Genomic DNA, 21637 nt, shown 5'->3' with positions numbered 1-21637 from the left:
GGGTGTTCAAAGGCCCAGCAGCCAGCGGCCGCCGCCGATCAGCGAACACAGTGACACGGCATGGAACAGGAACAGCCACATGGCGGCCGGTACATGGGTCAGCCGGGACAGCTGATCGGCGTCCGAGTCCGGGGCCCCGCCGTGGCGCCGCTTGGACTGGAGCTCGAAGGCCGGTCGTACGCCGCCGAGCAGCAGGAACCAGACGGCGGTGTAGGCGAAGGCGGCCTGCACCTCGGGCTCCGTCAGCCAGGAGACAAGGAGGAAGGCGGCGCCGGTGAGGATCACCGTGAGCGCCCCGTACGCGTTGCGGATCATCACCAGCATCGCGATGAGCAGGGCGGTGGCCAGCCAGAGAAGCAGCGTGATGTGGTGCGCGGCGAGCAGCCAGGCGCCGCCGAGTCCCAGGAGCGGCGGCGCGGTGTAGCCCGCGGCCGCCGTGAGGATCATGCCGAGACCGGTGGGCCTGCCACGGCTGACCGTGAGGCCGCTGGTGTCGGAGTGCAGCCGGATGCCGTCGAGCCGGCGGCCGGTGAGCAGCGCGACGAGGCCGTGGCCGCCCTCGTGGGCGATGGTGATGGCGTTGCGCGAGATCCGCCATATCGGGTGGGGTACGACGGCGCCGAGAGCGATGACGCCCGCGACGAGGACGAGCCATTCGTCGGGGGCGGGCTGAGAGCCGAAGACGCGGTCCCAGAGATCGGTGGCGGACTGTGTGATGGCCATTTCTCGGGCGGCTCCTCGGGCGGCGGGCAGGAGTGGCAGTCTGGCACTCATGTGCGGACGGTATGCAGCGAGTCGTAGGCCCGAGGATCTCTCAGGACTCTTCGAGGTCGAGAAGTGGGATCCCAAGGAGACACTGGCGCCCGACTGGAACGTGGCCCCCACGAAGGACGTCTACGCGATTCTCGAGCGCCCTGTGAAAGACGCCCCGGACCCGCGTCCGGTTCGCCAGCTGCGGGCGCTGAAATGGGGGCTCGTGCCGTCGTGGGCCAAGTCGCCCGAGGGCGGGGCGCGGATGATCAACGCGCGGGCCGAGACGATTCACGAGAAGCCGTCCTTCCGTAAGCCCTTCGTCTCGCGGCGCTGCATCCTGCCCGCGGACGGCTATTACGAGTGGGTGACCGGGGCGGGCGAGCGGGAGCTCGAGGTCGAGGGCAAGAAGAAGCGCCCGCGGAAGCAGCCGTACTTCGTGACGCCGGCGGACGGATCGGTGTTCGCGATGGCGGGGCTGTATGAGTTCTGGCGGGACCGGACGCTGCCGGACGATCATCCGCAGGCGTGGTGGGTGACGTGCTCGGTGATCACGACGGAGGCGGAGAAGGGCCCGCTGGGGGTGGCCCCGGCACAGGGCCCCCGGTCGCTCTCCGACATCCACCCGCGGATGCCGCTGATGCTGACACCGGACCGTTGGGACGCGTGGCTGGACCCGTCACGGACGGACCTGGACGAACTGCGCGGGATGCTGGAGCCGCCGCCGGAGGGGCTCATGCGGGCCTATGCGGTGCCGACCGCGGTGAGCAATGTGCGCAACAACGGGCCGGAGCTGTTGGAGGAGCTGGCGGCGCCGGAGGTGGAGACGCTGTTCTGAACAGCACCCCGTCGCGGCGCAGCCGTGTCGCACGCTTCGCGCGGCAGGATGGAAGCGTGAAGCGGATCGAGATCGTGGAGACGGACGCCGGTGAGGCCCGTGTCACCTGGCATACCGCCGGGCGGGCCCGGCTGGTGCTGGGGCTCGGGCACGGCGCCGGGGGCGGGATCGAGGCGCGGGATCTGCAGGCCGTCGCCCGGGAGCTGACCGCGGACGGGGTCACCGTCGCGCTGGTGGAGCAGCCCTGGCGGGTGGCAGGGAAGAAGGTCGCCCCCGCGCCGAAGACGCTCGACGCCGGATGGCGCGGCATCTGGCCCGTACTGGGGAAGCCCGGGCTGCCCGTCGTCGCCGGAGGGCGCAGTGCCGGGGCCCGTGTCGCCTGCCGGACCGCGGTCGAGCTCGGAGCCGTCGGGGTGCTCGCGCTGAGTTTTCCGTTGCATCCGCCGGGCCGTCCCGAGAAGTCCCGCGCCGACGAGCTGCTCGGCGCCGGCGTGCCCACCCTCGTCGTACAGGGCGGCAACGATCCCTTCGGCAAGCCCGCGGAGTTCCCCGAGGGGGCGTACGAGCTCGTGGAGGTCCCGTACGGAGATCACGGCTTCGCCGTCCCCAAGCGGGCCGGGATCAGCGAGAGCGAGACGCTTCGGGTGATCACGGAGGCGGTACGGGACTGGGCTCGCGGGCTCCGGGAATGATGCGCACGCACACACTGTTGAGGCGGGTGTCGGGACGTCAGTCACAGCGCACGGAGTAGGGAGTCCACAGCATGGGTTCGACCATCTGCCCGAGCCGCTCGAACACCGCTGACCTGGAGTGGACGGTGCTTTCTGCGGCCAAGACCGCCCCTGTCCGGGCGGCGGGCGGAGCGGATCGTCGTCTATCCTCCGAGTCGAGCGGGTCCGCATTCGGTCTCGCCACAGCGTTGGAGGAGGTGGGTCCGGTCACTGGGACCGACGCAGGGACCGACGACGGCCAGGCGGGGCAGTCCAAGGAGACGACTGCCGAGCGCAATGCCCGTTTCGAGCGGGACGCTCTCGGCTTCCTGGACCAGATGTACTCGGCCGCGCTGCGTATGACGCGGAATCCGGCTGATGCCGAGGATCTCGTGCAGGAGACGTATGCCAAGGCGTACGGCTCCTTCCACCAGTTCCGCGAGGGCACGAACCTCAAGGCGTGGATGTACCGGATCCTCACGAACACCTTTATCAACTCGTACCGCAAGAAGCAGCGCGAGCCTCAGCGCAGTGGCGCGGAGGAGATCGAGGACTGGCAGCTCGCGCGCGCAGAGTCGCACATGTCGACCGGGCTGCGCTCCGCCGAGTCGCAGGCTCTCGACCACCTGCCGGACTCCGACGTCAAGGCGGCGCTGCAGGCCATTCCCGAGGAGTTCCGTATCGCGGTCTATCTCGCCGACGTAGAGGGCTTTGCGTACAAGGAGATCGCGGACATCATGGGAACACCGATCGGGACGGTGATGTCCCGCCTGCACCGGGGCCGTCGTCAACTGCGCGGCATGCTTGAGGATTACGCGCGTGAGCGCGGACTCGTACCCGCCGGTGCGGGGGAGTCGAACAACGCGAAAGGCTCGGGCTCATGAGCTGCGGAGAGCCGCACGAGACGGACTGCTCAGAGGTCCTGGACCATCTCTATGAGTTTCTCGACCGAGAGATGTCCGAGAGCGACTGCACGAAGTTCGAGGTGCACTTCGAGGAGTGCTCGCCGTGCCTGGAGAAGTACGGTCTCGAGCAGGCCGTGAAGAAGCTGGTCAAGCGCTGCTGCGGACATGACGACGTGCCCAGCGATCTGCGGGCCAAGGTCATGGGACGCATCGATCTCATCCGCTCGGGGCAGGCCGTGCCCGACCAGGATGTGGCGGTCTCCGGCGCGGACCTCCCGCTCGCCCAGGAGTAGCCGACGAGCAGAGGCTCGTACACGTGTGCAGGGTGCGCCGCGATTCTCGCGGCGCACCCTGCTCGTATGTTCACCCACGTGTCACCCGTGGGTGCGAACAGAGCGCATCCGCCCGCCGTTCACCCCTCAACTCGCTAGCCTGGCGCTCGATTTGAGGAGGGGGCTGGGCAGTGACGGTCATACCGGCGGCGGCACGTGCGTACATTCTCGGCGTCGTGCTCTGCGCTGCGGCATGCGCGCTGCCGCTGCTGCCCGCCGTGCGGCCCGGCGCCTCGGTGCCCTGGAGCGCGCTGCTGCTGGCCGGTCTGTACGCGGTGTGCGAGATGCCCGCCCGCTGCCGCTGCCCCCGCGACTGGGTGCCGGTCGGCGCCGGGTCCTTCTTCCCCGTGCTGCTCGCCGCGGCCTTTGTGCTGCCGCCCCCCGCGGCCGCGCTCGTCGCCGTCCCCGGCGCGCTGCTGGGGCGGGTGGACCAACGGCCGGCGGGCGTACGGCGGATCTGGCGTGCCGCCCGGCTCTCGCTCGCGACCTGGGGCGCGGCGCAGGCGTATCTGCTGCTCGGCGGCGGGCGGACGCTGGGCGTACCGGACTTTCCGTATGCGCTGCTGCCGGCCGCGGCCGGAGCCCTCGCCTTCAGTCTGGTGTTGACCGCGCTCGACGGCGGCATCCTCGCCACCGCGGAACGGCTGCCCTTACGCAGCGCCTGGCGCGGGCCGCTGCTGCGCTCACTGGCGCCGCACCTCGTACACGGGCTCGCCGGGCTGATGATGGCGGTGCTGTGGCGCAGTCCGTACGGGCCGCTGTCGGCGCTCCTCGTCCTGCTGCCGATGTACATCTCCTGCTGGATCTTCGCGCAGTACCACCGCGAGCGGGCCGCGCATCAGGCGACGATCCGGGCGCTGGTGCAGGCGGTCGACATCAAGGACAAGTACACCCGCGGGCACAGCGAGCGGGTGGGGCGCGCGTCCGTGCTGATCGCGCGCGAACTGAGCATGGACGAGGGGCGCCTGGAGGTGCTCAGGTTCGCCGGGATCCTGCACGACGTGGGCAAGCTCGGGGTGCCGACGCGGGTGCTCCGCAAGGACGGTCCGCTGACACCGCAGGAGCGGCGTGTGATCGAGCTGCATCCGGAGTACGGGCACGAGATGGTGCGCGGGATCGGATTCCTGGGGGAGGCGCGGGTGGCGATCCTGCACCACCACGAGCGGCTGGACGGCAGCGGATATCCGTACGGTCTGGTGGGGCCGCAGATCCCCGAGTTCGCGCGGGTGGTTGCGGTCGCGGACGCCTTCGACGCGATGACCTCGACGCGTTCCTACCGCCGGGCGCGGCCGGTGGACGCGGCGCTCGAGGAGCTGGAGCGGTGCGCGGGGACGCAGTTCGACCCGCAGATGGTGCAGGCGCTGGTGCGGGCGCTCGCGCGGCACGGCTGGGAGACCTCGGTGACATCGGACGAGCCGGTCGCGCAGGCGGCGTGCGGAAACGTCCCGCCACAACCGGAGCCACAACTGGAGCCGCAGCCTGAGCCACGGCCCGAGCCGCAGCCGGAGCCGCAGCCGGACCGGGTGCCGGTCAGCGGGCCGCTCCCCGGGCGTGACGGTGCGCCGGGCGGATCGGGGTGAGCCCGGCCGCCGGGCTCGCCGTTCGCGGGGTGTACGCCACCGCCGCCCTGCTCACCGGTGGGGCCCTCGCGCTGACCCTGTGGCAGGGGCTGGAGCAGCCCGCAAACGCCCTGGCCTTCGGGGTGTTCATCGCCGTCGGGGAGTTGGCCCGATGGGGCGCGCTGCCCGGGGAGCGCGAACCCGCGCCCCTCGGCGCGGCGGGAGCCCTCGCGTACGCGCTGCTGGGAGAGTGCGCCGGGCAGCCCACGACACACGGCGTGCTGCAGGTCGTCTCCGTCGTCGTCGCGGCAGCGCTCGCCGGCGCCGCACCCCATGTGGCGCGGGGGAGCGGGCCCGCGCTCGATCATGTCGCGCGGCGGGTGCTCACCGTCTCCTTCGCCGCCGCCTGCTTCCAACCGCTCTACAACTCCGGCGAGTTGGAGCGCTGGGTCGGACACGGGGCGTACTACGCGCTGTTCCTCGTCGTCCTGCTCCTGCTGACCGCCCTGTGCGATGCCGTACTGGCCGCCGCGATGCTTCACGCCCGCACCCTCCCCCCTAGCGCCAAGTGCAGGGGAGGTGCCCCCATCCCATACACACCGCTGCTGCGTGACGAGCTCAGAGCTCTCCTCGGCATCGGTTCGGCCGTCTGCGCGAGCGGAGTCGTGATGGCGCTCTCCGTCGCCGTCGCAGGGCTCTGGGCGCTGCCCGTGTTCTGTGTGCCGCTGCTGCTGACGCAGCTGTCCTACCGCCGGTACGCGGCCGTGCGAACCACCTACCGGCAGACCATCGCCTCCCTCGCCCGGTCGACCGAGATCGCCGGATACACCCAGCCGGGCCATGCCCGCCGGGTCGCGGCGCTCTCCACCGCCGTGGGGCGCGAGCTGGGGCTCTCGGGCTCCGAACTGACCGTTCTGGAGTACGCGGCCCTGATGCACGACATCGGGCAGCTCTCGCTCGTGGACCCCGTTCCGGACGGGGCCACCGCCCTGCTGTCCGTCGCCGAGCAGCGACGGATAGCCCTGCTGGGGGGTGCGGTCGTGCGCCAGACCGGGGTCCCGGCCGCCGTCGCCGTCGTCGTGGAGCTGCAGGCGGATCCGTACCGCGAACAGCCGCTGCCCGCCCGGATTGTCCGCGCCGTCAACGCATACGACGATCTGACCGGGGGAAGTGGACGAACAGCGGGCGGAGTGCTCGGCGCACTCGAACAGCTGCGTCTGGGCACAGGGCGGGACTACCAGCCGGAGGTCGTCGAATCGCTCGCCAGAGTCCTCGCCCGAGGCGGTCTGGCCCCGGTGCCGCCTGGGTAACCCATGGGTAATGAGCGAGCCTCCAGCTCGGCATGGTTGGATGCGAAGGAAGGCACAAAACACGTGTCCGGGGGCAGTGACCCGAGCGACCGGCAGGCGGGAATCGTGAGGATCTTCGGGAAGGTACGGCATCGGCCCTCCGCCTCGTGGCGGCAGGCCACCGACCGCGCGTTCACGCTGATCGGCGACGGCCGGTACGAGGACGCGGGCGCGCTGCTCACAAGGGCGGCGGACCTGGAGCCCTGGCTCTCGGAGTCCTGGTTCAACCTTGCACTTCTGCACAAGTTCCGGCACGACTGGGAGCAGGCCCGCGCCGCCGGCCTGCGGGCCGTGGCGCTGCTGGACAAGGAGACCGGCGCCCCCGACTGGTGGAACGTCGGGATCGCCGCCACCGCCCTGCAGGACTGGCCGCTGGCCCGCCGCGCCTGGCAGGCCTACGGACTCAAGGTGCCCGGCGCGGCCGCGGCGAACGGCGAGCCGGTCGGCATGGAGCTCGGCAGCGCCGCCGTACGGCTGTCGCCCGAGGGCGAGGCCGAGGTGGTGTGGGGCCGCAGGCTCGATCCGGCACGGATAGAAGTGCTCTCGATCCCGCTGCCGTCCTCCGGGCGGCGCTGGGGCGAGGTCGTCCTGCACGACGGCGTGCCGCACGGCGAGCGGACCACCACCGCCGGGCCTTCGTACCCCGTGTTCGACGAGATCGAGCTCTGGGCGCCCTCTCCCGTCCCCACCTGGGTGGTGCTGCTGGAAGCCGCGACCGAGGCCGACCGGGACGCCCTGGAGCAGCTCGCCTCCGACGCGGGCTTCGCCGCCGAGGACTGGTCCTCCTCCGTGCGGCTGCTGTGCCGGGCCTGCTCCGAGAGCCAGATGCCCAGCGCCGAGGGGGAGGGCGAGCACCTGGACCCGCACGACCACAGCGAGCCGGGCCACCCGGGACCGCTGGGCCACCGCACCGCGGGCGATCTGTGGTCGCCGGAGCGCGAGTGCGGGATCGCCGCCCCCGCCGGACTGGTTCGTGGCCTGCTGGACGGCTGGGTCGCCGACAGCCCCGGAACCCGTGAGTGGCGGGATCTCGAAGAAGTCTGCTGACCGCGGGCCGTAGGCTGTACGGGATCGGATTCGGGTTCCCAGGAAGGCGCAGAAGCGGCCATGGCGCAGCAGCAGACGGACGAGCAGGTGAACGACGGCTTCGTCGTCGACACGGAGAACTGCGAGGAGCGCGAGCTGGCGTACCGCGAGCGCGGCACGGCCCGCCCGATCACGGTCGTCGGCAACCCCGTGCTCCACAAGGAGTGCAAGGACGTCACCGAGTTCGACGACAAACTCGCGGCTCTGATCGACGACATGTTCGCCAGCCAGAAGGCGGCGGAGGGCGTGGGCCTTGCCGCCAACCAGATCGGCGTCGACCTCAAGGTCTTCGTGTACGACTGCCCCGACGACGACGGCGTACGTCACACCGGTGTCGTCTGCAACCCGGTCCTGGAGGAGCTGCCGCCGGAGCTGCGCGTTCTCGACGACTCCAACGAGGGCTGCCTCTCCGTCCCGACGGCCTACGCCTCGCTGGCCCGCCCCGACTACGCGGTGGTGCGCGGCCAGGACGCCGAAGGCAACCCGATCAAGGTGCGCGGCACGGGCTACTTCGCCCGCTGCCTCCAGCACGAGACGGACCATCTGTACGGCTACCTGTACATCGACCGGCTCTCCAAGCGGGACCGCAAGGACGCGCTGCGCCAGATGGAAGAGGGCACGCCGCGCTACGACACCGTCCCCAACGCCTGATCCTGCCGGGGGCGCCTGCCGGGGCGGTGCGTCACGCGACGCCGTGCAGCGGGCCCCGGAAGGTGCGGCGGTAGGCGTGCGGCGTGGTGCCGAGCGTACGCAGGAAGTGGTGGCGCAGGGTGGCCGCATTGCCGAAGCCGGCGCGGCCCGCGATCGCGTCCACCGTCTCGTCCGTCGTCTCCAGCAACTCCTGTGACAGCAGCACCCGTTGGCGCAGCAGCCAGCGGTAGGGAGTGGTGCCCGTCTCCTGCTGGAAGCGGCGGGCGAAGGTACGCGGGGACATATGGGCCCGGGCGGCGAGCTGCTCGACGGTCAGCTCGACGTCCAGATGCCGCTCCATCCACGACAGCACCTCGCCGACCGTGTCGCACGAAGTGCGCGGCAGCGGGCGGTCGATGTACTGCGCCTGGCCGCCGTCGCGGTGCGGCGGCACCACCATGCGGCGCGCGATGGTGTTGGCAACCTCGGGGCCGTGCTCTTGGCGTACAACATGGAGGCAGGCGTCGATCGCCGCCGCGGTGCCGGCCGACGTGATCACCGACCCCTCGTCGACATACAGCACATCGGGGTCGACGAGGGCCTGCGGATGGCGCTCGGCCAGGTCACGGGCGTGCCGCCAGTGGGTGGTGCAGCGGCGGCCGTCGAGCAGCCCGGCGGCACCGAGGACGAAAGCGCCGGTGCAGACGCTCATCACGCGCGCACCGCGGTCGACGGCTCTGCGCAGCGCGTCGAGCAGCTCCTCGGGATACTCGCGGGTCGGGTAGGACCCGCCGGTGGGCACGACGATCAGATCCGCGTCCTCCAGCCGTTCGAGGCCGTACGGAGTGCTGATGGTGAACCCGGCATGGGTGCGCAGGACGGGGCCCTCGGCGGAGACCGCGGCGAAGTCGTACACCGGCAGTCCGTCGTCGCTGCGGTCGTAGCCGAAGACCTCGCTGACGACCCCGAGCTCGAAGGGATGCACGTCCTCCAGGAGGACGGTGGCCACGTTTTTCAGCATGGAACCATTGTGGCAGTAATTCGATGATTCATGACAGTCCTGCCACTGACTTTTTTGGCGCGCGAGGACGACAGTGGACGGCATGAACACATTCCTCGAGTACCTCTTCGTCATCGCCCTCCTTGGGCTCATCCTCCTTCCCGCACTGGTGGGAAACGTCAGGGAGCGGATCGTCGACCGCCAGCTGCGCGAGGCGGAGCTGGGACGGGAGGACGTGCACCGGGCCAGGCTGCTTCAGGCTGAGCTTCGCGAGGCCCGGCGTCGTTCCTCGACCACTCCTCCGGTCCGTACGCCGGTGCGCACGCCAGTCCCGTCGAGGACGATCGTGAACCCGAAGTCCACGACCGCTTCCCGCCGGGACGCGGCAGCGGTGAAGGCCCCGTGCAATGCGCAGTAGCGGTCCGTGTGCCGTCAAGCCGATGGTGCGCCGAACCACTTGGGCAGCCGGCCGAGCAGATCCTGCTGATCGTCACCGACCCACGCCACGTGGCCGTCCGGCCGCAACAACGCCGCGGGAACGTCCAGTTCCTCGCTGACGTCGACGACGTGGTCGACCCGGTCGGCCCAGCCCTCCACCGAGAGCCGGCCGGTCTGGTCGAGCAGCAGCCCGCGGCCGCCGTGCATCAGCTCGTAGAGGCGGCCCTGCTTCAGCTTCACGTCCCGCAGGCGCCGGCCGAGCAGTTCATGGCCCTCGCCGAAGTCGTAGCGGACCCCGATCGCCGTGATCTTCTCGGTCAGGTACCGGTTCACGTCCTCGAAGTCCATCAGTTCCGACACCAGTCGGCGCACTGACCTGGGACCCGGCTCGGGGGACATCAGCAGCATCATCGCGCGGGTGTTGTCCAGCACGTCGGCGGCCACCGGATGCCGTTCGGTGTGGTAGCTGTCCAGCAGCCCCTCCGGTGCCCAGCCGCCCACCTCGGCGGCCAGTTTCCAGCCGAGGTTGAACGCGTCCTGGATGCCGAGATTGAGTCCCTGCCCGCCGACAGGCGGGTGGATGTGTGCCGCGTCGCCCGCCAGCAGCACCCGGCCGACCCGGTAACGCTCGGCCTGCCGGGTGGCGTCGCCGAAGCGGGAGAGCCAGCGCGGCGAGTGCACGCCGAAGTCGGTGCCGGCGAACGCCCGCAGCTGCTGTTTCACCTCCTCGAGGGTCGGCGGGACCGACCGGTCCTCGGCCACCCCCTCGGCGGGTACGACAACGCGGTACACCCCCTCCCCGAAGGGCCCGACGCCGAACCGGAGTTGGGTCTTGCGGACTTCGGCCACCACGGCGGCCACCGTCTCCGGCGGTACGGCCACCTCCATCTCGCCCAGCAGCGTCTCGACCCTGGTGGGCTCACCGGGGAAGCCGACGCCGAGCAGCTTGCGCACCGTGCTGCGGCCGCCGTCGCAGCCGACGAGGTAGCGCGCGCGCAGCTGCGTGCCGTCGGCCAGCTCGGCCGACACCCCGTGGTCGTCCTGGCTCAGCCCGACCAGCTCGCAGCCGCGGCGGATATCGACGCCGACTTCGGTGGCGTGCTCGGTCAGCAGGCGGTCGGTGGTGGTCTGCGGGATGCCGAGGACGTACGGATGTGCCGTGTCCAGCCGGTCCGGCGACGGCTTGGGGATGCCGGCGAAGAAACCGCCGACCGGGTACTGCTTGCCGAGCGCGAGAAACCGCTCCAGCAGGCCGCGCTGGTCCATCACCTCAACGCTGCGCGCGTGCAGGCCGAGCGCGCGGACATAGCTGGTCGGCTCCGTCTCCTTCTCCAGCACGAGGGCGTGCACGCCGTGCAGCCGCAACTCGCAGGCCAGCATCAAGCCGGTCGGTCCACCGCCGGCAATGATCACGTCAATCACAAGAATCCCCCAAAAAGCGCGTACTTCGCGAACCGCTGATTTCCGCAGGTTCTGGCTTCGGCTGACGATTCTGCGTCATGCCCCGGGTCTTGCCGCAAGGCCCCCTGTGCGCTATATGTTGAAAGTGGCAAGGAGTGGGAAACCTCCTTGCCTTTACTTTTGTCGGCGAGCGGTACGAACAACGAAAAGCCGGGCGGATGCACCCCTGCATCCGCCCGGCCCGTTCTCCCGTCCCCCCGTGACGGGAGAGATCCGTGAGGTCTCCAGTGAGGCCTAGAAGTCGTCGTCGAAGCCGACCGAGCCCTCCACCGCCACCTGGTAGGCGGACGGACGGCGCTCGAAGAAGTTCGTCAGCTCCTGGACACCCTGCAGCTCCATGAAGGAGAACGGATTCTCCGAGCCGTACACCGGGGCGAAGCCGAGCCGGGTGAGCCGCTGGTCGGCGACGCACTGCAGGTATTCGCGCATCGACTCGGTGTTCATGCCGGGCAGACCGTCGCCGCACAGATCGCGGCCGAACTGCAGCTCCGCCTCGACGGCCTCCCTCAGCATGTCGGTGACCTGCTGCTGGAGCTCGTCGTCGAAGAGTTCGGGCTCCTCCTTGCGGACCGTGTCCACGACCTCGAAGGCGAAGTTCATGTGCATGGTCTCGTCGCGGAAGACCCAGTTGGTGCCGGTGGCCAGGCCGTGCAGCAGACCGCGGGAGCGGAACCAGTAGACGTAGGCGAACGCGCCGTAGAAGAACAGCCCCTCGATGCAGGCCGCGAAGCAGATCAGATTCAGCAGGAAGCGCCGCCGGTCGGCCTTCGTCTCCAGGCGCTCGATCTTCTCGACCGAGTCCATCCACTTGAAGCAGAACTGGGCCTTCTCGCGGATGGAGGGGATCTCCTCCACCGCGTCGAACGCGGCCGCGCGGTCGTCCGGATCGGGGAGGTAGGTGTCGAGCAGCGTCAGATAGAACTGGACGTGCACGGCCTCCTCGAAGAGCTGACGGCTCAGGTAGAGCCGCGCCTCGGGGGAGTTGATGTGCTTGTAGAGCGTCAGAACCAGGTTGTTGGAGACGATCGAATCACCGGTCGCGAAGAACGCGACCAGCCGGCCGATCATGTGCTGCTCGCCCGGCGTGAGCTTGGTGAGGTCGGCGACGTCGGAGTGGAGGTCGACCTCCTCGACGGTCCAGGTGTTCTTGATCGCGTCGCGGTAGCGCTCGTAGAAGTCCGGGTAGCGCATCGGACGCAGGGTCAGCTCGAAGCCCGGGTCGAGGAGGTTCTTGTTCTCGGTGGTCATTACTGGCAGGCCTCGCAGGACTCGGGGTTTTCGAGGGAGCAGGCGATCGCGTCGGCGTCGGGCGCGGATGCCTGCTGGACGGGAATGGTCGCCTGCGACTGGGCGGCGCGGGCGATCCGGGTCGCCGGGCGTGAGCGCAGGTAGTACGTCGTCTTCAGGCCCTGCTTCCAGGCGTACGCGTACATCGAGCTGAGCTTCCCGATGGTCGGCGTCTCGAGGAACAGGTTCAGCGACTGCGACTGGTCCAGGAACGGAGTGCGGGCGGCGGCCATGTCGATCAGGCCGCGCTGCGGGATCTCCCACGCCGTGCGGTACAGCGCGCGGACGTCGGCGGGGATCCAGTTGAAGCCCTGCACCGAGCCGCTGGACTCGCGCAGCGCCTCGCGGGTCTGCGCGTCCCATACGCCCAGCTTCTTCAGCTCCTCCACGAGATAGGCGTTGACCTGGAGGAACTCACCACTGAGCGTCTCACGCTTGAACAGGTTGGAGACCTGGGGCTCGATGCACTCGTACACGCCCGCGATCGAGGCGATGGTGGCGGTCGGCGCGATGGCGAGGAGGAGCGAGTTGCGCATGCCGCTCTTCGCCACCCGCGCGCGCAGGGCGTCCCAGCGCTCGGGCCAGTTGAGCTCCACGTCGTAGTGGTCGGGGTGCAGCACACCACGGGCCGCGCGGGTCTCGGACCAGGCGGGCAGCGGGCCGTTGCGCTCGGCGAGCGAGCAGGACGCCTCGTACGCGGCGAGCATGATCCGCTCGGCGATCTTCGTGGAGAGCGCCTTGGCCTCGGGGGAGTCGAAGGGCAGGCGCAGCTTGAAGAAGACGTCCTGGAGGCCCATCGCGCCCAGGCCGACCGGACGCCACCTGGCGTTGGAACGGCCCGCCTGCTCGGTCGGGTAGAAGTTGATGTCGACGACCCGGTCGAGGAAGGTCACGGCGGTACGGACGGTCTCGTCCAGGCGCTCCCAGTCGATGCCGTCGCCCGCGACGAACGAACCCAGGTTGACCGAGCCGAGGTTGCACACGGCCGTCTCGCCGTCGTCCGTGACTTCGAGGATCTCGGTGCACAGGTTGGAGCTGTGCACGACCCGGCCGGGCTCGGCGGTCTGGTTGGCGGTGCGGTTGGAGGCGTCCTTGAAGGTCATCCAGCCGTTGCCGGTCTGGGCGAGCGTACGCATCATCCGGCCGTACAGCTCGCGTGCCGGGATGGCCTTGCGGGCCAGGCCCTCGGCCTCCGCCTTGCGGTACGCGGCGTCGAACTCCTCGCCCCACAGGTCGACCAGCCCGGGCACATCGGCGGGCGAGAACAGCGACCAGTCGGCGTCGGCCTCGACGCGGCGCATGAACTCGTCCGGGATCCAGTGCGCGAGGTTGAGGTTGTGCGTACGCCGCGCGTCCTCACCGGTGTTGTCGCGCAGCTCCAGGAACTCCTCGATGTCCGCGTGCCAGGTCTCCAGATAGATCGCGGCCGCGCCCTTGCGCCGGCCGCCCTGGTTCACGGCGGCGACCGAGGCGTCGAGGGTCTTCAGGAAGGGCACGATGCCGTTGGAGTGCCCGTTGGTGCCGCGGATCAGCGAACCGCGCGCGCGGATACGGGAGTACGAGAGGCCGATGCCGCCCGCGTGCTTGGACAGGCGGGCGACCTGGTGGTAGCGGTCGTAGATCGAGTCCAGCTCGTCCAGCGGGGAGTCCAGCAGATAGCAGGACGACATCTGCGGGTGGCGGGTCCCGGAGTTGAAGAGCGTGGGCGAGGAGGGGAGGTAGTCCAGCCTGCTCATCAGCCGGTAGAGCGCGGCGACCTCGTCCAGGGCGCGGGTGCTGTTGTCCTCCGCGAGGCCCGAGGCGACGCGCAGCATGAAGTACTGCGGCGTCTCGATCACCTGACGGGTGATCGGATGCCGCAGCAGATAGCGGCTGTAGAGGGTGCGCAGCCCGAAGTAGCCGAAGCGGTCGTCCGCGTCCCGGTCGATCAGCGCGTCCAGCCGGGCGGCGTGCAGCGCCACGAACTCGGCCGTGCGGTCGGCGATCAGGCCCTCGCGGTGGCCGACCGCGACCGAGGCGGAGAAGGAGACCGCGCCCTGTCCGGCTGCCTCGTCTGCGATATGACGGGTCAGCAGGCGGGCAGCGAGCCGGGAGTAGGCAGGGTCCTCGGAGATCAGCCCCGCGGCCGCGTCGGTGGCCAGGCTCCGGAGCTCCGCCGCGTCCGAACCGGCGTGCCGGCCGCGCAGCGCGGCGGCGGCGACACGGCCGGGGTCGGTGTCGGGCAGATCGGCGGTGAGACCGGTCAGGGTCCGCAGAAGCGCGGTCCCGGGGCCGTCGGCCACCTGCTCGGAGATGCCTGAAGCCGGATCGGCTGGCGCGATGGTCACGTGGTGCTCTCCCTCGCTCGGCTCTGGGCCGGCGGGGGGAGGGGTCACGGGCGCGCGTCAGGGGACGGCTCACCGCGTCCACCGGCCCAACCGCGAGGCCCGGACGTGTCGGCACCCGGTTCGGTCGAGCCGGATGCACCGTCGGCAGGTCTTCGGACTGGTGGGGTACGGCAAAGCGCACCACATCACACCGTTGCGGGACAGTTCCGGATTCGCACCGGATTCCCCTGCGGCGACAGCGAGCATGAGCATACATGTGGGGGCGGGGAGTTGCCGCACCCACCACATGTTGTGCCGGGGCGGCTACGGGGTGCGGGGTGCGCCTGCGGCGGGGCTGTTCCCCACCCCGCCCCTTCCCGAACTGCGGGCAAGCCCCCAGGACCCCGGACGGGGCTTCGCCCCGGACCCCGTATGCGACCTTCGGCCGCATGTCCTCAAACGCCGGACGGGCTGAAGTGCGCGGCCCAGCCGCACATCCAGCCCCGCCGGCGCTTGAGGAGCGGGGTCCGGGGCGGAGCCCCGCCACGCGGCGGAGCCGCACAATGTCACAGCGGGAAAGGGCGGGGTGGGGAACAGCCCCGCGCAGCGGCACCCGCGCCAAGACGGACCGTCAGTGACCCGCGCCCGCCGTTGCCGACGGCAGTTCCGCCTTCACGTCCGGATCCCCCGCGTCCGCCGTGTAGTCCGACGGCGACGTCTCGTCGACGCCCTCCGGCGCCTTCACCGCCCGCAGTACGAACGTCAGCACCACCGTCACCACCACGTTCAGCACGAACGCGGTCAGACCGATGTACCCGATCTCGCCGAAGCCGGGGATCTCCGCGGACGAGCCGCCGAAGTGCTTCTGCGTCGGGCTGGCCACTCCGTACGCCGCCGCTGTGCCGTAGATCATGCCGGCCGCCCAGCCGGCCAGCAGCGCCCAGCGGTGGAACCAGCGGGTGAACAAGCCGCCCACCAGCGAGGGGAAGGTCTGGAGGATCCAGATGCCGCCCAGAAGCTGGAAGTTGATGGCCACCGTCTTGTCCATCGTCAGGACGAAGGCCAGCGCGCCGACCTTCACCAGGAGGGACACCAGCTTGGAGACCTTGGTCTCCTGCGCGGGCGTCGCGTCCGGCTTGATGAAGTCCTTGTAGATGTTCCGCGTGAACAGGTTCGCCGCCGCGATCGACATGATCGCCGCCGGCACCAGCGCCCCGATGCCGATCGCCGCGAAGGCGACACCGGCGAACCAGTCGGGGAACATGTTCTCGAACAGCTGCGGGATGGCCAGCTGACCGTTCTTCACCTTCACGCCCGCCGCGATCGCCATGAAGCCGAGCAGCGCCAGCAGGCCCAGCATCAGTGAATACAGCGGCAGAATCGTGGTGTTGCGCCGGATCACGTCACGGCTGCGCGAGGAGAGCGTCGCCGTGATCGAGTGCGGATACATGAACAGCGCCAGGGCGGACCCGAGTGCCAGCGTGGCGTAACCCCACTGGCCCGCCTCCGCAGGTGCCAGCGCGCCCCGTGGCTTGTCCGTCGCCGGGTTGATCTGCGCCAGCGCGTCGCCCGCCTTGGCGAAGATGTCGTCGAAGCCGCCGAGCTTGATCGGGATGTAGATGATCGCCACCGCGATGACGATGTAGATCAGCGTGTCCTTGACGAAGGCGATCAGCGCGGGGGCCCGCAGCCCGGAGGAGTACGTGTACGCCGCGAGCACACCGAAGGCGATCAGCAGCGGCAGGTCCTTGACGAACCAGTTCGTGCTCTCGCCGCCGCCGACACCCATCACGTCGAGTACGGCCTGGATGCCGACCAGTTGGAGCGCGATGTAGGGCATCGTCGCCAGGATGCCGGTGACGGCGACCGCCAGCGACAGGCCCTTCGAGCCCCAGCGTCCGCGGACGAAGTCCGAGGTGGTGACGTATCCGTGCTTGTGCGAGACCGACCACAGCCGGGGCAGGAAGGTGAAGATCAGCGGATAGACGAGGATCGTGTACGGGACGGCGAAGAAGCCCGCCGCGCCCGCCGCGTAGATCGCCGCGGGGACGGCGACGAAGGTGTACGCCGTGTAGAGGTCGCCCCCGAGCAGGAACCAGGTGACCCAGGTGCCGAACGACCGGCCGCCCAGGCCCCATTCGTCGAGGCTGTCGCTCTCGGCCCTGCGCCAGCGCGCGGCCAGGAAGCCCATGACCGTGACGGCCAGGAAGAAGAAGATGAAGACGCTGAGTGCGACGCCGTTCACGCCGTCGTTCACTTCGACGCACCCCCCTTGCGGGCGCGCTGGTCGCGCTGCCACAGCGTGTAGGCGACCACGGTGAGCGCGGTGGAGATGAGCACCCAGAGCATCTGGTACCAGTAGAAGAACGGGATGCCGATGAACGTCGGCTCGGTCTTCGCGTACGAGCCGACCCAGAGCATCGCGACGAACGGCGCGAAGAGGCAGAGGGCGACGATCGCGCGCACAGGCGTGATCACTGGTTGTTTCTCGTCCGGCACTTCCGTCACATCTGACATACGGCGGTTCCGTCCCCTCACGTATCACCAGTTGTAATGCGCAGGAAATCTAGGGGAGGGTTCTGACCAGCGTCACCCCCCGTCCGCATATCGGTACGGCAACGACTTGGCGGTAGCGTCTCGTCAGCAGGCCGAATTCCGTTGTGGAGTCCGGCCTGCTGACGGTCCGTCCGATCCGAGCGCACCCGGCAAACCCGGGTGGCCGCCGTGTCAGTCCTGCGGCCGCTGGAGCCTGGCCACGAACTTGTACCGGTCGCCGCGGTACACCGAGCGCACCCACTCCACCGGCTCGCCCTGCGCGTCCAGCGAGTGACGCGAGAGCATCAGCATCGGCAGGCCCACGTCCGTGCCGAGAAGCCCGGCCTCGCGCGGCGTGGCGAGCGAGGTCTCGATCGTCTCCTCGGCCTCGGCCAGACGGACGTCGTACACCTCCGCCAGCGCCGTGTAGAGCGAGGTGTACTTCACCAGGCTGCGGCGGAGCGCCGGGAAGCGCTTGGCCGAAAGGTGCGTCGTCTCGATCGCCATCGGCTCGCCGCTCGCGAGCCTCAGCCGCTCGATCCGCAGCACCCGCCCGCCGGTCGAGATGTCCAGCAGTCCGGCCAGCGTGTCGTCGGCCGTGACATAGCCGATGTCCAGCAGCTGCGAGGTGGGCTCGAGGCCCTGGGCCCGCATGTCCTCGGTGTACGAGGTGAGCTGGAGGGCCTGCGAGACCTTGGGCTTGGCCACGAAGGTGCCCTTGCCCTGGATGCGCTCCAGGCGGCCCTCGACGACCAGTTCCTGAAGCGCCTGGCGCACCGTGGTGCGCGAGGTGTCGAACTCGGCCGCCAGTGTGCGCTCCGGCGGCACGGGCGTGCCGGGCGGAAGCGTCTCGGTCATGTCGAGCAAGTGGCGCTTGAGCCGGTAGTACTTAGGCACGCGCGCGGTACGGGCCACTGCCCCGCCCTCGGCTTCGGTGCCGCCCCCGTCCGTGGTCATGGCCCGCCTTCCCGACTCCTGTGGTGCTGCCGTCACCGGCTCCTCCGTCTGTTGCGGCTCACATGGTGGCACGGGCACGGTCCCGGGTCCTCGCCTGCCCTCAGGTGTCGGTCCGATAACGGACGCGACAGCCCTTCTTATACACCCTTGACACCCCTAAAGGTCTAGGCCAAGCTCCGGGTACTGGTCTAAACCATTAAAGACCAGGTCCCAGCCCCACGAGCAGTACTCGTCGTATGTCTTCGCGGTGGGCGGGGGGTTGCAGGCATCCCTGAGGAGGGTGGCGTGAAGCGCAAGCTCATCGCGGCGGTAGGCGTCGCGGGCATGATGATCGGTCTGGCGGCCTGTGGCGATTCGGACAAGGGCGGGGACAAGGCTGCCGGCGGCGACGCCAAGGAACTGACCGTCTGGCTGACGGTCGACGCGCAGAACAACTGGCCCGATCTCGTGAAGGCCGCCGACGCGGCGGTCGTCAAGAAGCACCCGGGCATCAAGATCAAGCACGAGTACTACGGCTGGCCGGACAAGAACGCCAAGCTCGACGCCGTACTCGCCACGGACAAGGCTCCGGACGTGGTCGAGATGGGCAACACCGAGATGCTCGGCTACATGACCAAGGGCGCGTTCGCCGAGGTCGACCCGAAGAAGTTCGAGCAGTCGGACGCGTGGCTGGACGGCCTGAAGGAGTCCGTCACGTACGAGGGCAAGGCCTACGGCGTGCCGTACTACGCCGGTGGCCGTGTCGGCACCTGGCGCAAGGACATCGCCGCCGAGGCCGGTGTGAAGGCCGCCCCCAAGACGTACGCGGAGCTCACCGCCGCCCTGGACAAGATCCAGGAGAAGAAGGGCGACAAGTTCAGCGCCTGGTACCAGCCGTCGCCCGACTGGTACGCCGCGATGTCCTTCGTGTACGACGCCGGCGGCTCCATCGCCAAGAAGGACGGCGACAAGTGGAAGGCCAACCTCTCCTCGCCCGAGTCCCTCAAGGGCCTCAATGAGTACAAGTCGATCCTCGACAAGTACATGCACGGCGACAAGACGAAGGACGAGTCCGACCGTCCGGTCGTCTTCGGCCAGGGCAAGTCCGCGACCATCTTCAGCGCGGCCTGGGAGGGTGGCACCGCCGCCGCCCCGGAGAACGACAAGGTCGGCAAGCTCGCCGACAAGATCGAGAACTTCGTGATGCCCGGCCCGAACGGCAAGGCACTCCCGGTCTTCCTCGGCGGCTCCGACCTGGCCGTCCCGGTCAAGTCCAAGGCGCAGGACGTCGCGGCCGAGTGGATCAACGCCTTCACCGGCGCCCAGGGCCAGAAGGGGCTGCTCGCCAAGGGCAATCTGCCCAACAACAAGACGGACCTCGCGACCCTGAAGAGCGACCCGAAGACGGTGGTCCCGGCCACCGCGGCCGAGTCCAACTGGTTCGTGCCCATGGCACCGGGCTGGGGTCAGGTCGAGAAGGCCCAGACCCTCAAGACCATGCTGCAGGAGATCGGCACCGGCAAGAAGTCGGTCGCTGACGCCGCGAAGGCCGCGGACGCCGCGATCGACAAGGTCATCAACACCAAGTGACCTGTGGGCAGGGCCCCGTCACCGCGACGGGGCCCTGCCTTTCGTACCGGGAGAGGGACTGCTGAGGAGCACGGGATGAGTGCCGCAGAGACAACCACCGCCACGGTGCCGCCGACGCGGCCATCGCCACCACCAGGGACCGGCGCAGCCACCCCCGCGAAGCCCGGCAGAAAGCGGACCAGAGGCGGAGGGGGAGTGCCCTGGCTGCTGCTGGCGCCCTGCCTGCTCATCCTGCTGCTCGTCCTCGGCTATCCGCTGGTACGGCTGGTCACGCTCTCCTTCCAGAAGTTCGGCCAGCCCCAGCTGTGGGGCTTCAAGGACCCGGAGTCGGTCGGCTTCGGCAACTTCTCCAAGATCCTCGGGGACAGCGAGTTCTGGACCGTCGTCGTACGGACCGCCGTCTTCGCCTTCAGCGCCGTCGTCCTGACCATGGTCATCGGCATGCTGGTCGCCCTGCTGCTGCAGCGAGTCTCCGGCTGGGTGAAGACCCTGGTCAACATCGCGCTGGTGGCGAGCTGGGGCATGCCGATCATCGTCGCCACCGCGATCTTCAAGTGGCTCTTCGACGCCGACTACGGCGTACTCAACTGGCTGCTCTCCCGGCTGCCCGGGGTCGACATGATCGGCCACAACTGGTTCGCCAGCGGCCCCCAGGGCCTCGCGGTGATCATCCTGCTGGTGGTCTGGGGCGCCGTGCCCTTCGTCGTGATCACACTCGGCGCCGGCCTCACGCAGGTGCCCAAGGAGCTCGAAGAGGCCGCCCGGCTCGACGGCGCCGGCGCCTGGGGCGTCTTCCGCTTCGTCACCCTGCCGATCCTCAAGCCCATCATCGTGATGCTGACGACGCTCTCGGTGATCTGGGACATGGGCGTCTTCCCGCAGGTCTTCGTGATGCGCAACGGCCATCCCGAGGCGGAGTTCCAGCTGCTCACCACGTACTCGTACGACAAGGCGTTCGTCGTCAACGACTACGGAACCGGCTCTGCGATCGCTCTCGTCACGGTGATCCTGCTGCTCGGTGTGGTCGCGGTCTACATGCGCCAGATGCTCAAGATCGGAGAGGTGGAGTGACTTCGACCGCCGCGGCTCCCGCCGCCACCCGCCGTCCCAGGAAGAGCCGGCTCGGCTGGAATCTGCTCGGCCTCCTCGTCTTCGTCACCGCGGGCTTCCCGGTCTACTGGATGCTGAACACGGCGTTCAAGCCCGCCAAGGACGCGATCGACCCCGACCCGCACTTCTTCCCCCGTGTCTTCACGACGGACAACTTCCGCCGCGCCCTGGACATCGCCGACTTCTGGGGACCGGTCGGACGCAGCCTGACCGTCTCGCTCGTCGTGGTCGTCATCGGCATCGCGGTCGGCATGCTCGCCGCGCTCGCGATATCCCGCTTCGCCTTCCGCGGCCGCAAGATCGTGATCGTCGGCATTCTCGCGGTCCAGATGATCCCGCTGGTCGCCATGATCATCCCGGTCTTCCTGCTGCTGAACGACCTCGGTCAGTACGACAGGCTCACCGGCCTGATCATCACGTACCTGACCTTCATCCTGCCCTTCACGGTCTGGACGCTGCGCGGATTCATCGTCAACATCCCCAAGGAGCTGGAGGAGGCGGCGATGGTCGACGGCTGCACCCGCACCGGCGCCTTCATCCGCGTGGTCTTCCCGCTGCTCGCCCCGGGCATGGTGGCCACCTCGGTCTACGGCTTCATCCAGGCGTGGAACGAGTACCTGTACGCCCTGATGCTGATGAGCCAGCAGAACCAGACCGCCACCGTGTGGCTGGGCAACTTCACCACCAAGAACGGCACCGAATACGCCCCGATGATGGCGGGCGCCACGATGATGGCCATCCCCATCGTGATCCTCTTCCTCCTCGTCCAGCGCAAAATGGCCGCGGGTCTGACGGCCGGCGCAGTGAAGGGATGA

General features: G+C 69.4%; 20 protein-coding genes and 1 riboswitch. Of the genes, 12 read left to right on the top strand and 8 right to left on the bottom strand.

Annotated elements, in window-relative coordinates; genetic code table 11:
• Window positions 1–6: 6 nt before the first annotated feature.
• Window positions 7–723, bottom strand: coding sequence for a M50 family metallopeptidase (locus OHA61_RS12395; protein ID WP_361911350.1), 717 nt, complete (start codon window positions 721–723; stop codon window positions 7–9).
• 49 nt (window positions 724–772) lie between these two features.
• Between OHA61_RS12395 and OHA61_RS12390 the strand changes: the two genes are divergently transcribed.
• The 8 genes from OHA61_RS12390 (at window position 773) to def (ending at window position 8180) form a co-directional block, all read left to right on the top strand.
• Complete coding sequence (locus tag OHA61_RS12390; RefSeq protein ID WP_324982791.1) at window positions 773–1588, top strand: SOS response-associated peptidase; 816 nt, start codon at window positions 773–775, stop codon at window positions 1586–1588.
• A gap of 56 nt (window positions 1589–1644) precedes the next feature.
• Window positions 1645–2280, top strand: a complete 636-nt coding sequence (locus tag OHA61_RS12385) for an alpha/beta family hydrolase (RefSeq protein WP_406303123.1) — start codon at window positions 1645–1647, stop codon at window positions 2278–2280.
• Window positions 2281–2516: 236 nt separating this feature from the next.
• Entirely contained in the window at window positions 2517–3182 is a 666-nt protein-coding gene (locus OHA61_RS12380) for a sigma-70 family RNA polymerase sigma factor (RefSeq protein ID WP_361911356.1), read from the top strand.
• Complete coding sequence (gene rsrA, locus OHA61_RS12375; protein ID WP_406303122.1) at window positions 3179–3496, top strand: mycothiol system anti-sigma-R factor; 318 nt, start codon at window positions 3179–3181, stop codon at window positions 3494–3496. The genes OHA61_RS12380 and rsrA overlap by 4 nt, the downstream gene beginning before the upstream one ends.
• 170 nt (window positions 3497–3666) lie before the next feature.
• The gene (locus OHA61_RS12370; protein ID WP_406303121.1) at window positions 3667–5115 is read left to right on the top strand and encodes an HD-GYP domain-containing protein; all 1449 of its coding nucleotides are present in this window, start codon (window positions 3667–3669) and stop codon (window positions 5113–5115) included.
• A complete protein-coding gene (locus OHA61_RS12365; RefSeq protein WP_406303120.1) occupies window positions 5112–6404 on the top strand; it encodes an HD-GYP domain-containing protein in 1293 nt (430 codons plus the stop codon). Before OHA61_RS12370 ends, OHA61_RS12365 begins: the two co-directional genes overlap by 4 nt.
• Before the next feature lie 105 nt (window positions 6405–6509).
• A complete protein-coding gene (locus OHA61_RS12360) occupies window positions 6510–7490 on the top strand; it encodes a hypothetical protein (protein ID WP_324982857.1) in 981 nt (326 codons plus the stop codon).
• A gap of 60 nt (window positions 7491–7550) precedes the next feature.
• Window positions 7551–8180: a peptide deformylase gene (gene def, locus OHA61_RS12355; protein WP_406303119.1), complete on the top strand. Its 630-nt coding sequence runs from the start codon at window positions 7551–7553 to the stop codon at window positions 8178–8180.
• Window positions 8181–8211: 31 nt separating this feature from the next.
• Here def and OHA61_RS12350 read toward each other — a convergent pair whose 3' ends face one another.
• The gene (locus tag OHA61_RS12350; RefSeq protein WP_406303118.1) at window positions 8212–9180 is read right to left on the bottom strand and encodes a helix-turn-helix domain-containing protein; all 969 of its coding nucleotides are present in this window, start codon (window positions 9178–9180) and stop codon (window positions 8212–8214) included.
• A gap of 82 nt (window positions 9181–9262) precedes the next feature.
• Between OHA61_RS12350 and OHA61_RS12345 the strand changes: the two genes are divergently transcribed.
• Window positions 9263–9577, top strand: coding sequence for a hypothetical protein (locus OHA61_RS12345; RefSeq protein ID WP_406303117.1), 315 nt, complete (start codon window positions 9263–9265; stop codon window positions 9575–9577).
• Between the two features lie 14 nt (window positions 9578–9591).
• Here the strand turns inward: OHA61_RS12345 and rox are convergent, their stop codons facing one another.
• The 6 genes from rox to OHA61_RS12315 all read right to left on the bottom strand — a co-directional run bounded on the left by rox (window position 9592) and on the right by OHA61_RS12315 (window position 18143).
• The gene (gene rox, locus OHA61_RS12340; protein ID WP_406303116.1) at window positions 9592–11019 is read right to left on the bottom strand and encodes a rifampin monooxygenase; all 1428 of its coding nucleotides are present in this window, start codon (window positions 11017–11019) and stop codon (window positions 9592–9594) included.
• A gap of 273 nt (window positions 11020–11292) precedes the next feature.
• Window positions 11293–12306 (bottom strand): ribonucleotide-diphosphate reductase subunit beta, encoded by a 1014-nt coding sequence (locus OHA61_RS12335; protein ID WP_406303115.1) that lies wholly within the window; start codon window positions 12304–12306, stop codon window positions 11293–11295.
• Complete coding sequence (locus OHA61_RS12330; protein WP_406303114.1) at window positions 12306–14672, bottom strand: ribonucleoside-diphosphate reductase subunit alpha; 2367 nt, start codon at window positions 14670–14672, stop codon at window positions 12306–12308. Before OHA61_RS12330 ends, OHA61_RS12335 begins: the two co-directional genes overlap by 1 nt.
• Window positions 14673–14797: 125 nt before the next feature.
• Window positions 14798–14931, bottom strand: a riboswitch (cobalamin riboswitch).
• A gap of 351 nt (window positions 14932–15282) precedes the next feature.
• Entirely contained in the window at window positions 15283–16908 is a 1626-nt protein-coding gene (gene mctP, locus OHA61_RS12325) for a monocarboxylate uptake permease MctP (RefSeq protein ID WP_406303113.1), read from the bottom strand.
• Window positions 16905–17168: a DUF3311 domain-containing protein gene (locus OHA61_RS12320; RefSeq protein ID WP_361917178.1), complete on the bottom strand. Its 264-nt coding sequence runs from the start codon at window positions 17166–17168 to the stop codon at window positions 16905–16907. The genes mctP and OHA61_RS12320 overlap by 4 nt, the downstream gene beginning before the upstream one ends.
• Before the next feature lie 210 nt (window positions 17169–17378).
• Window positions 17379–18143 carry a GntR family transcriptional regulator gene (locus OHA61_RS12315; protein WP_324973218.1) on the bottom strand — a complete coding sequence of 255 codons (765 nt, stop codon included), beginning with the start codon at window positions 18141–18143 and terminating at the stop codon, window positions 17379–17381.
• A 285-nt stretch (window positions 18144–18428) separates the two neighbouring features.
• On the opposite strand from OHA61_RS12315, the gene OHA61_RS12310 reads away from it, so the two are divergent.
• The 3 genes from OHA61_RS12310 (at window position 18429) to OHA61_RS12300 (ending at window position 21637) form a co-directional block, all read left to right on the top strand.
• Window positions 18429–19712 carry an extracellular solute-binding protein gene (locus tag OHA61_RS12310; RefSeq protein ID WP_406303112.1) on the top strand — a complete coding sequence of 428 codons (1284 nt, stop codon included), beginning with the start codon at window positions 18429–18431 and terminating at the stop codon, window positions 19710–19712.
• Between the two features lie 75 nt (window positions 19713–19787).
• Window positions 19788–20783 (top strand): sugar ABC transporter permease, encoded by a 996-nt coding sequence (locus OHA61_RS12305; RefSeq protein WP_324973211.1) that lies wholly within the window; start codon window positions 19788–19790, stop codon window positions 20781–20783.
• Entirely contained in the window at window positions 20780–21637 is an 858-nt protein-coding gene (locus tag OHA61_RS12300) for a carbohydrate ABC transporter permease (protein WP_361917187.1), read from the top strand. The genes OHA61_RS12305 and OHA61_RS12300 overlap by 4 nt, the downstream gene beginning before the upstream one ends.

This window comes from Streptomyces sp. NBC_00885, assembly GCF_045207475.1.
GTDB lineage: Bacteria > Actinomycetota > Actinomycetes > Streptomycetales > Streptomycetaceae > Streptomyces.
The sequence above is the reverse complement of the archived record's forward strand: the minus strand, read 5'-3'. Positions and strand labels throughout refer to the sequence as shown.

Coding starts and splice junctions, on each gene's coding strand:
- rsrA (WP_406303122.1), top strand. CDS start 3,179: ATGAGCTGCGGAGAGCCGCACGAGACGGACTGCTCAGAGGTCCTGGAC.
- OHA61_RS12350 (WP_406303118.1), bottom strand. CDS start 9,180: ATGCTGAAAAACGTGGCCACCGTCCTCCTGGAGGACGTGCATCCCTTC.
- def (WP_406303119.1), top strand. CDS start 7,551: ATGGCGCAGCAGCAGACGGACGAGCAGGTGAACGACGGCTTCGTCGTC.
- OHA61_RS12305 (WP_324973211.1), top strand. CDS start 19,788: ATGAGTGCCGCAGAGACAACCACCGCCACGGTGCCGCCGACGCGGCCA.
- OHA61_RS12335 (WP_406303115.1), bottom strand. CDS start 12,306: ATGACCACCGAGAACAAGAACCTCCTCGACCCGGGCTTCGAGCTGACC.
- OHA61_RS12320 (WP_361917178.1), bottom strand. CDS start 17,168: ATGTCAGATGTGACGGAAGTGCCGGACGAGAAACAACCAGTGATCACG.
- OHA61_RS12345 (WP_406303117.1), top strand. CDS start 9,263: ATGAACACATTCCTCGAGTACCTCTTCGTCATCGCCCTCCTTGGGCTC.
- OHA61_RS12390 (WP_324982791.1), top strand. CDS start 773: ATGTGCGGACGGTATGCAGCGAGTCGTAGGCCCGAGGATCTCTCAGGA.
- OHA61_RS12315 (WP_324973218.1), bottom strand. CDS start 18,143: ATGACCACGGACGGGGGCGGCACCGAAGCCGAGGGCGGGGCAGTGGCC.
- OHA61_RS12395 (WP_361911350.1), bottom strand. CDS start 723: ATGGCCATCACACAGTCCGCCACCGATCTCTGGGACCGCGTCTTCGGC.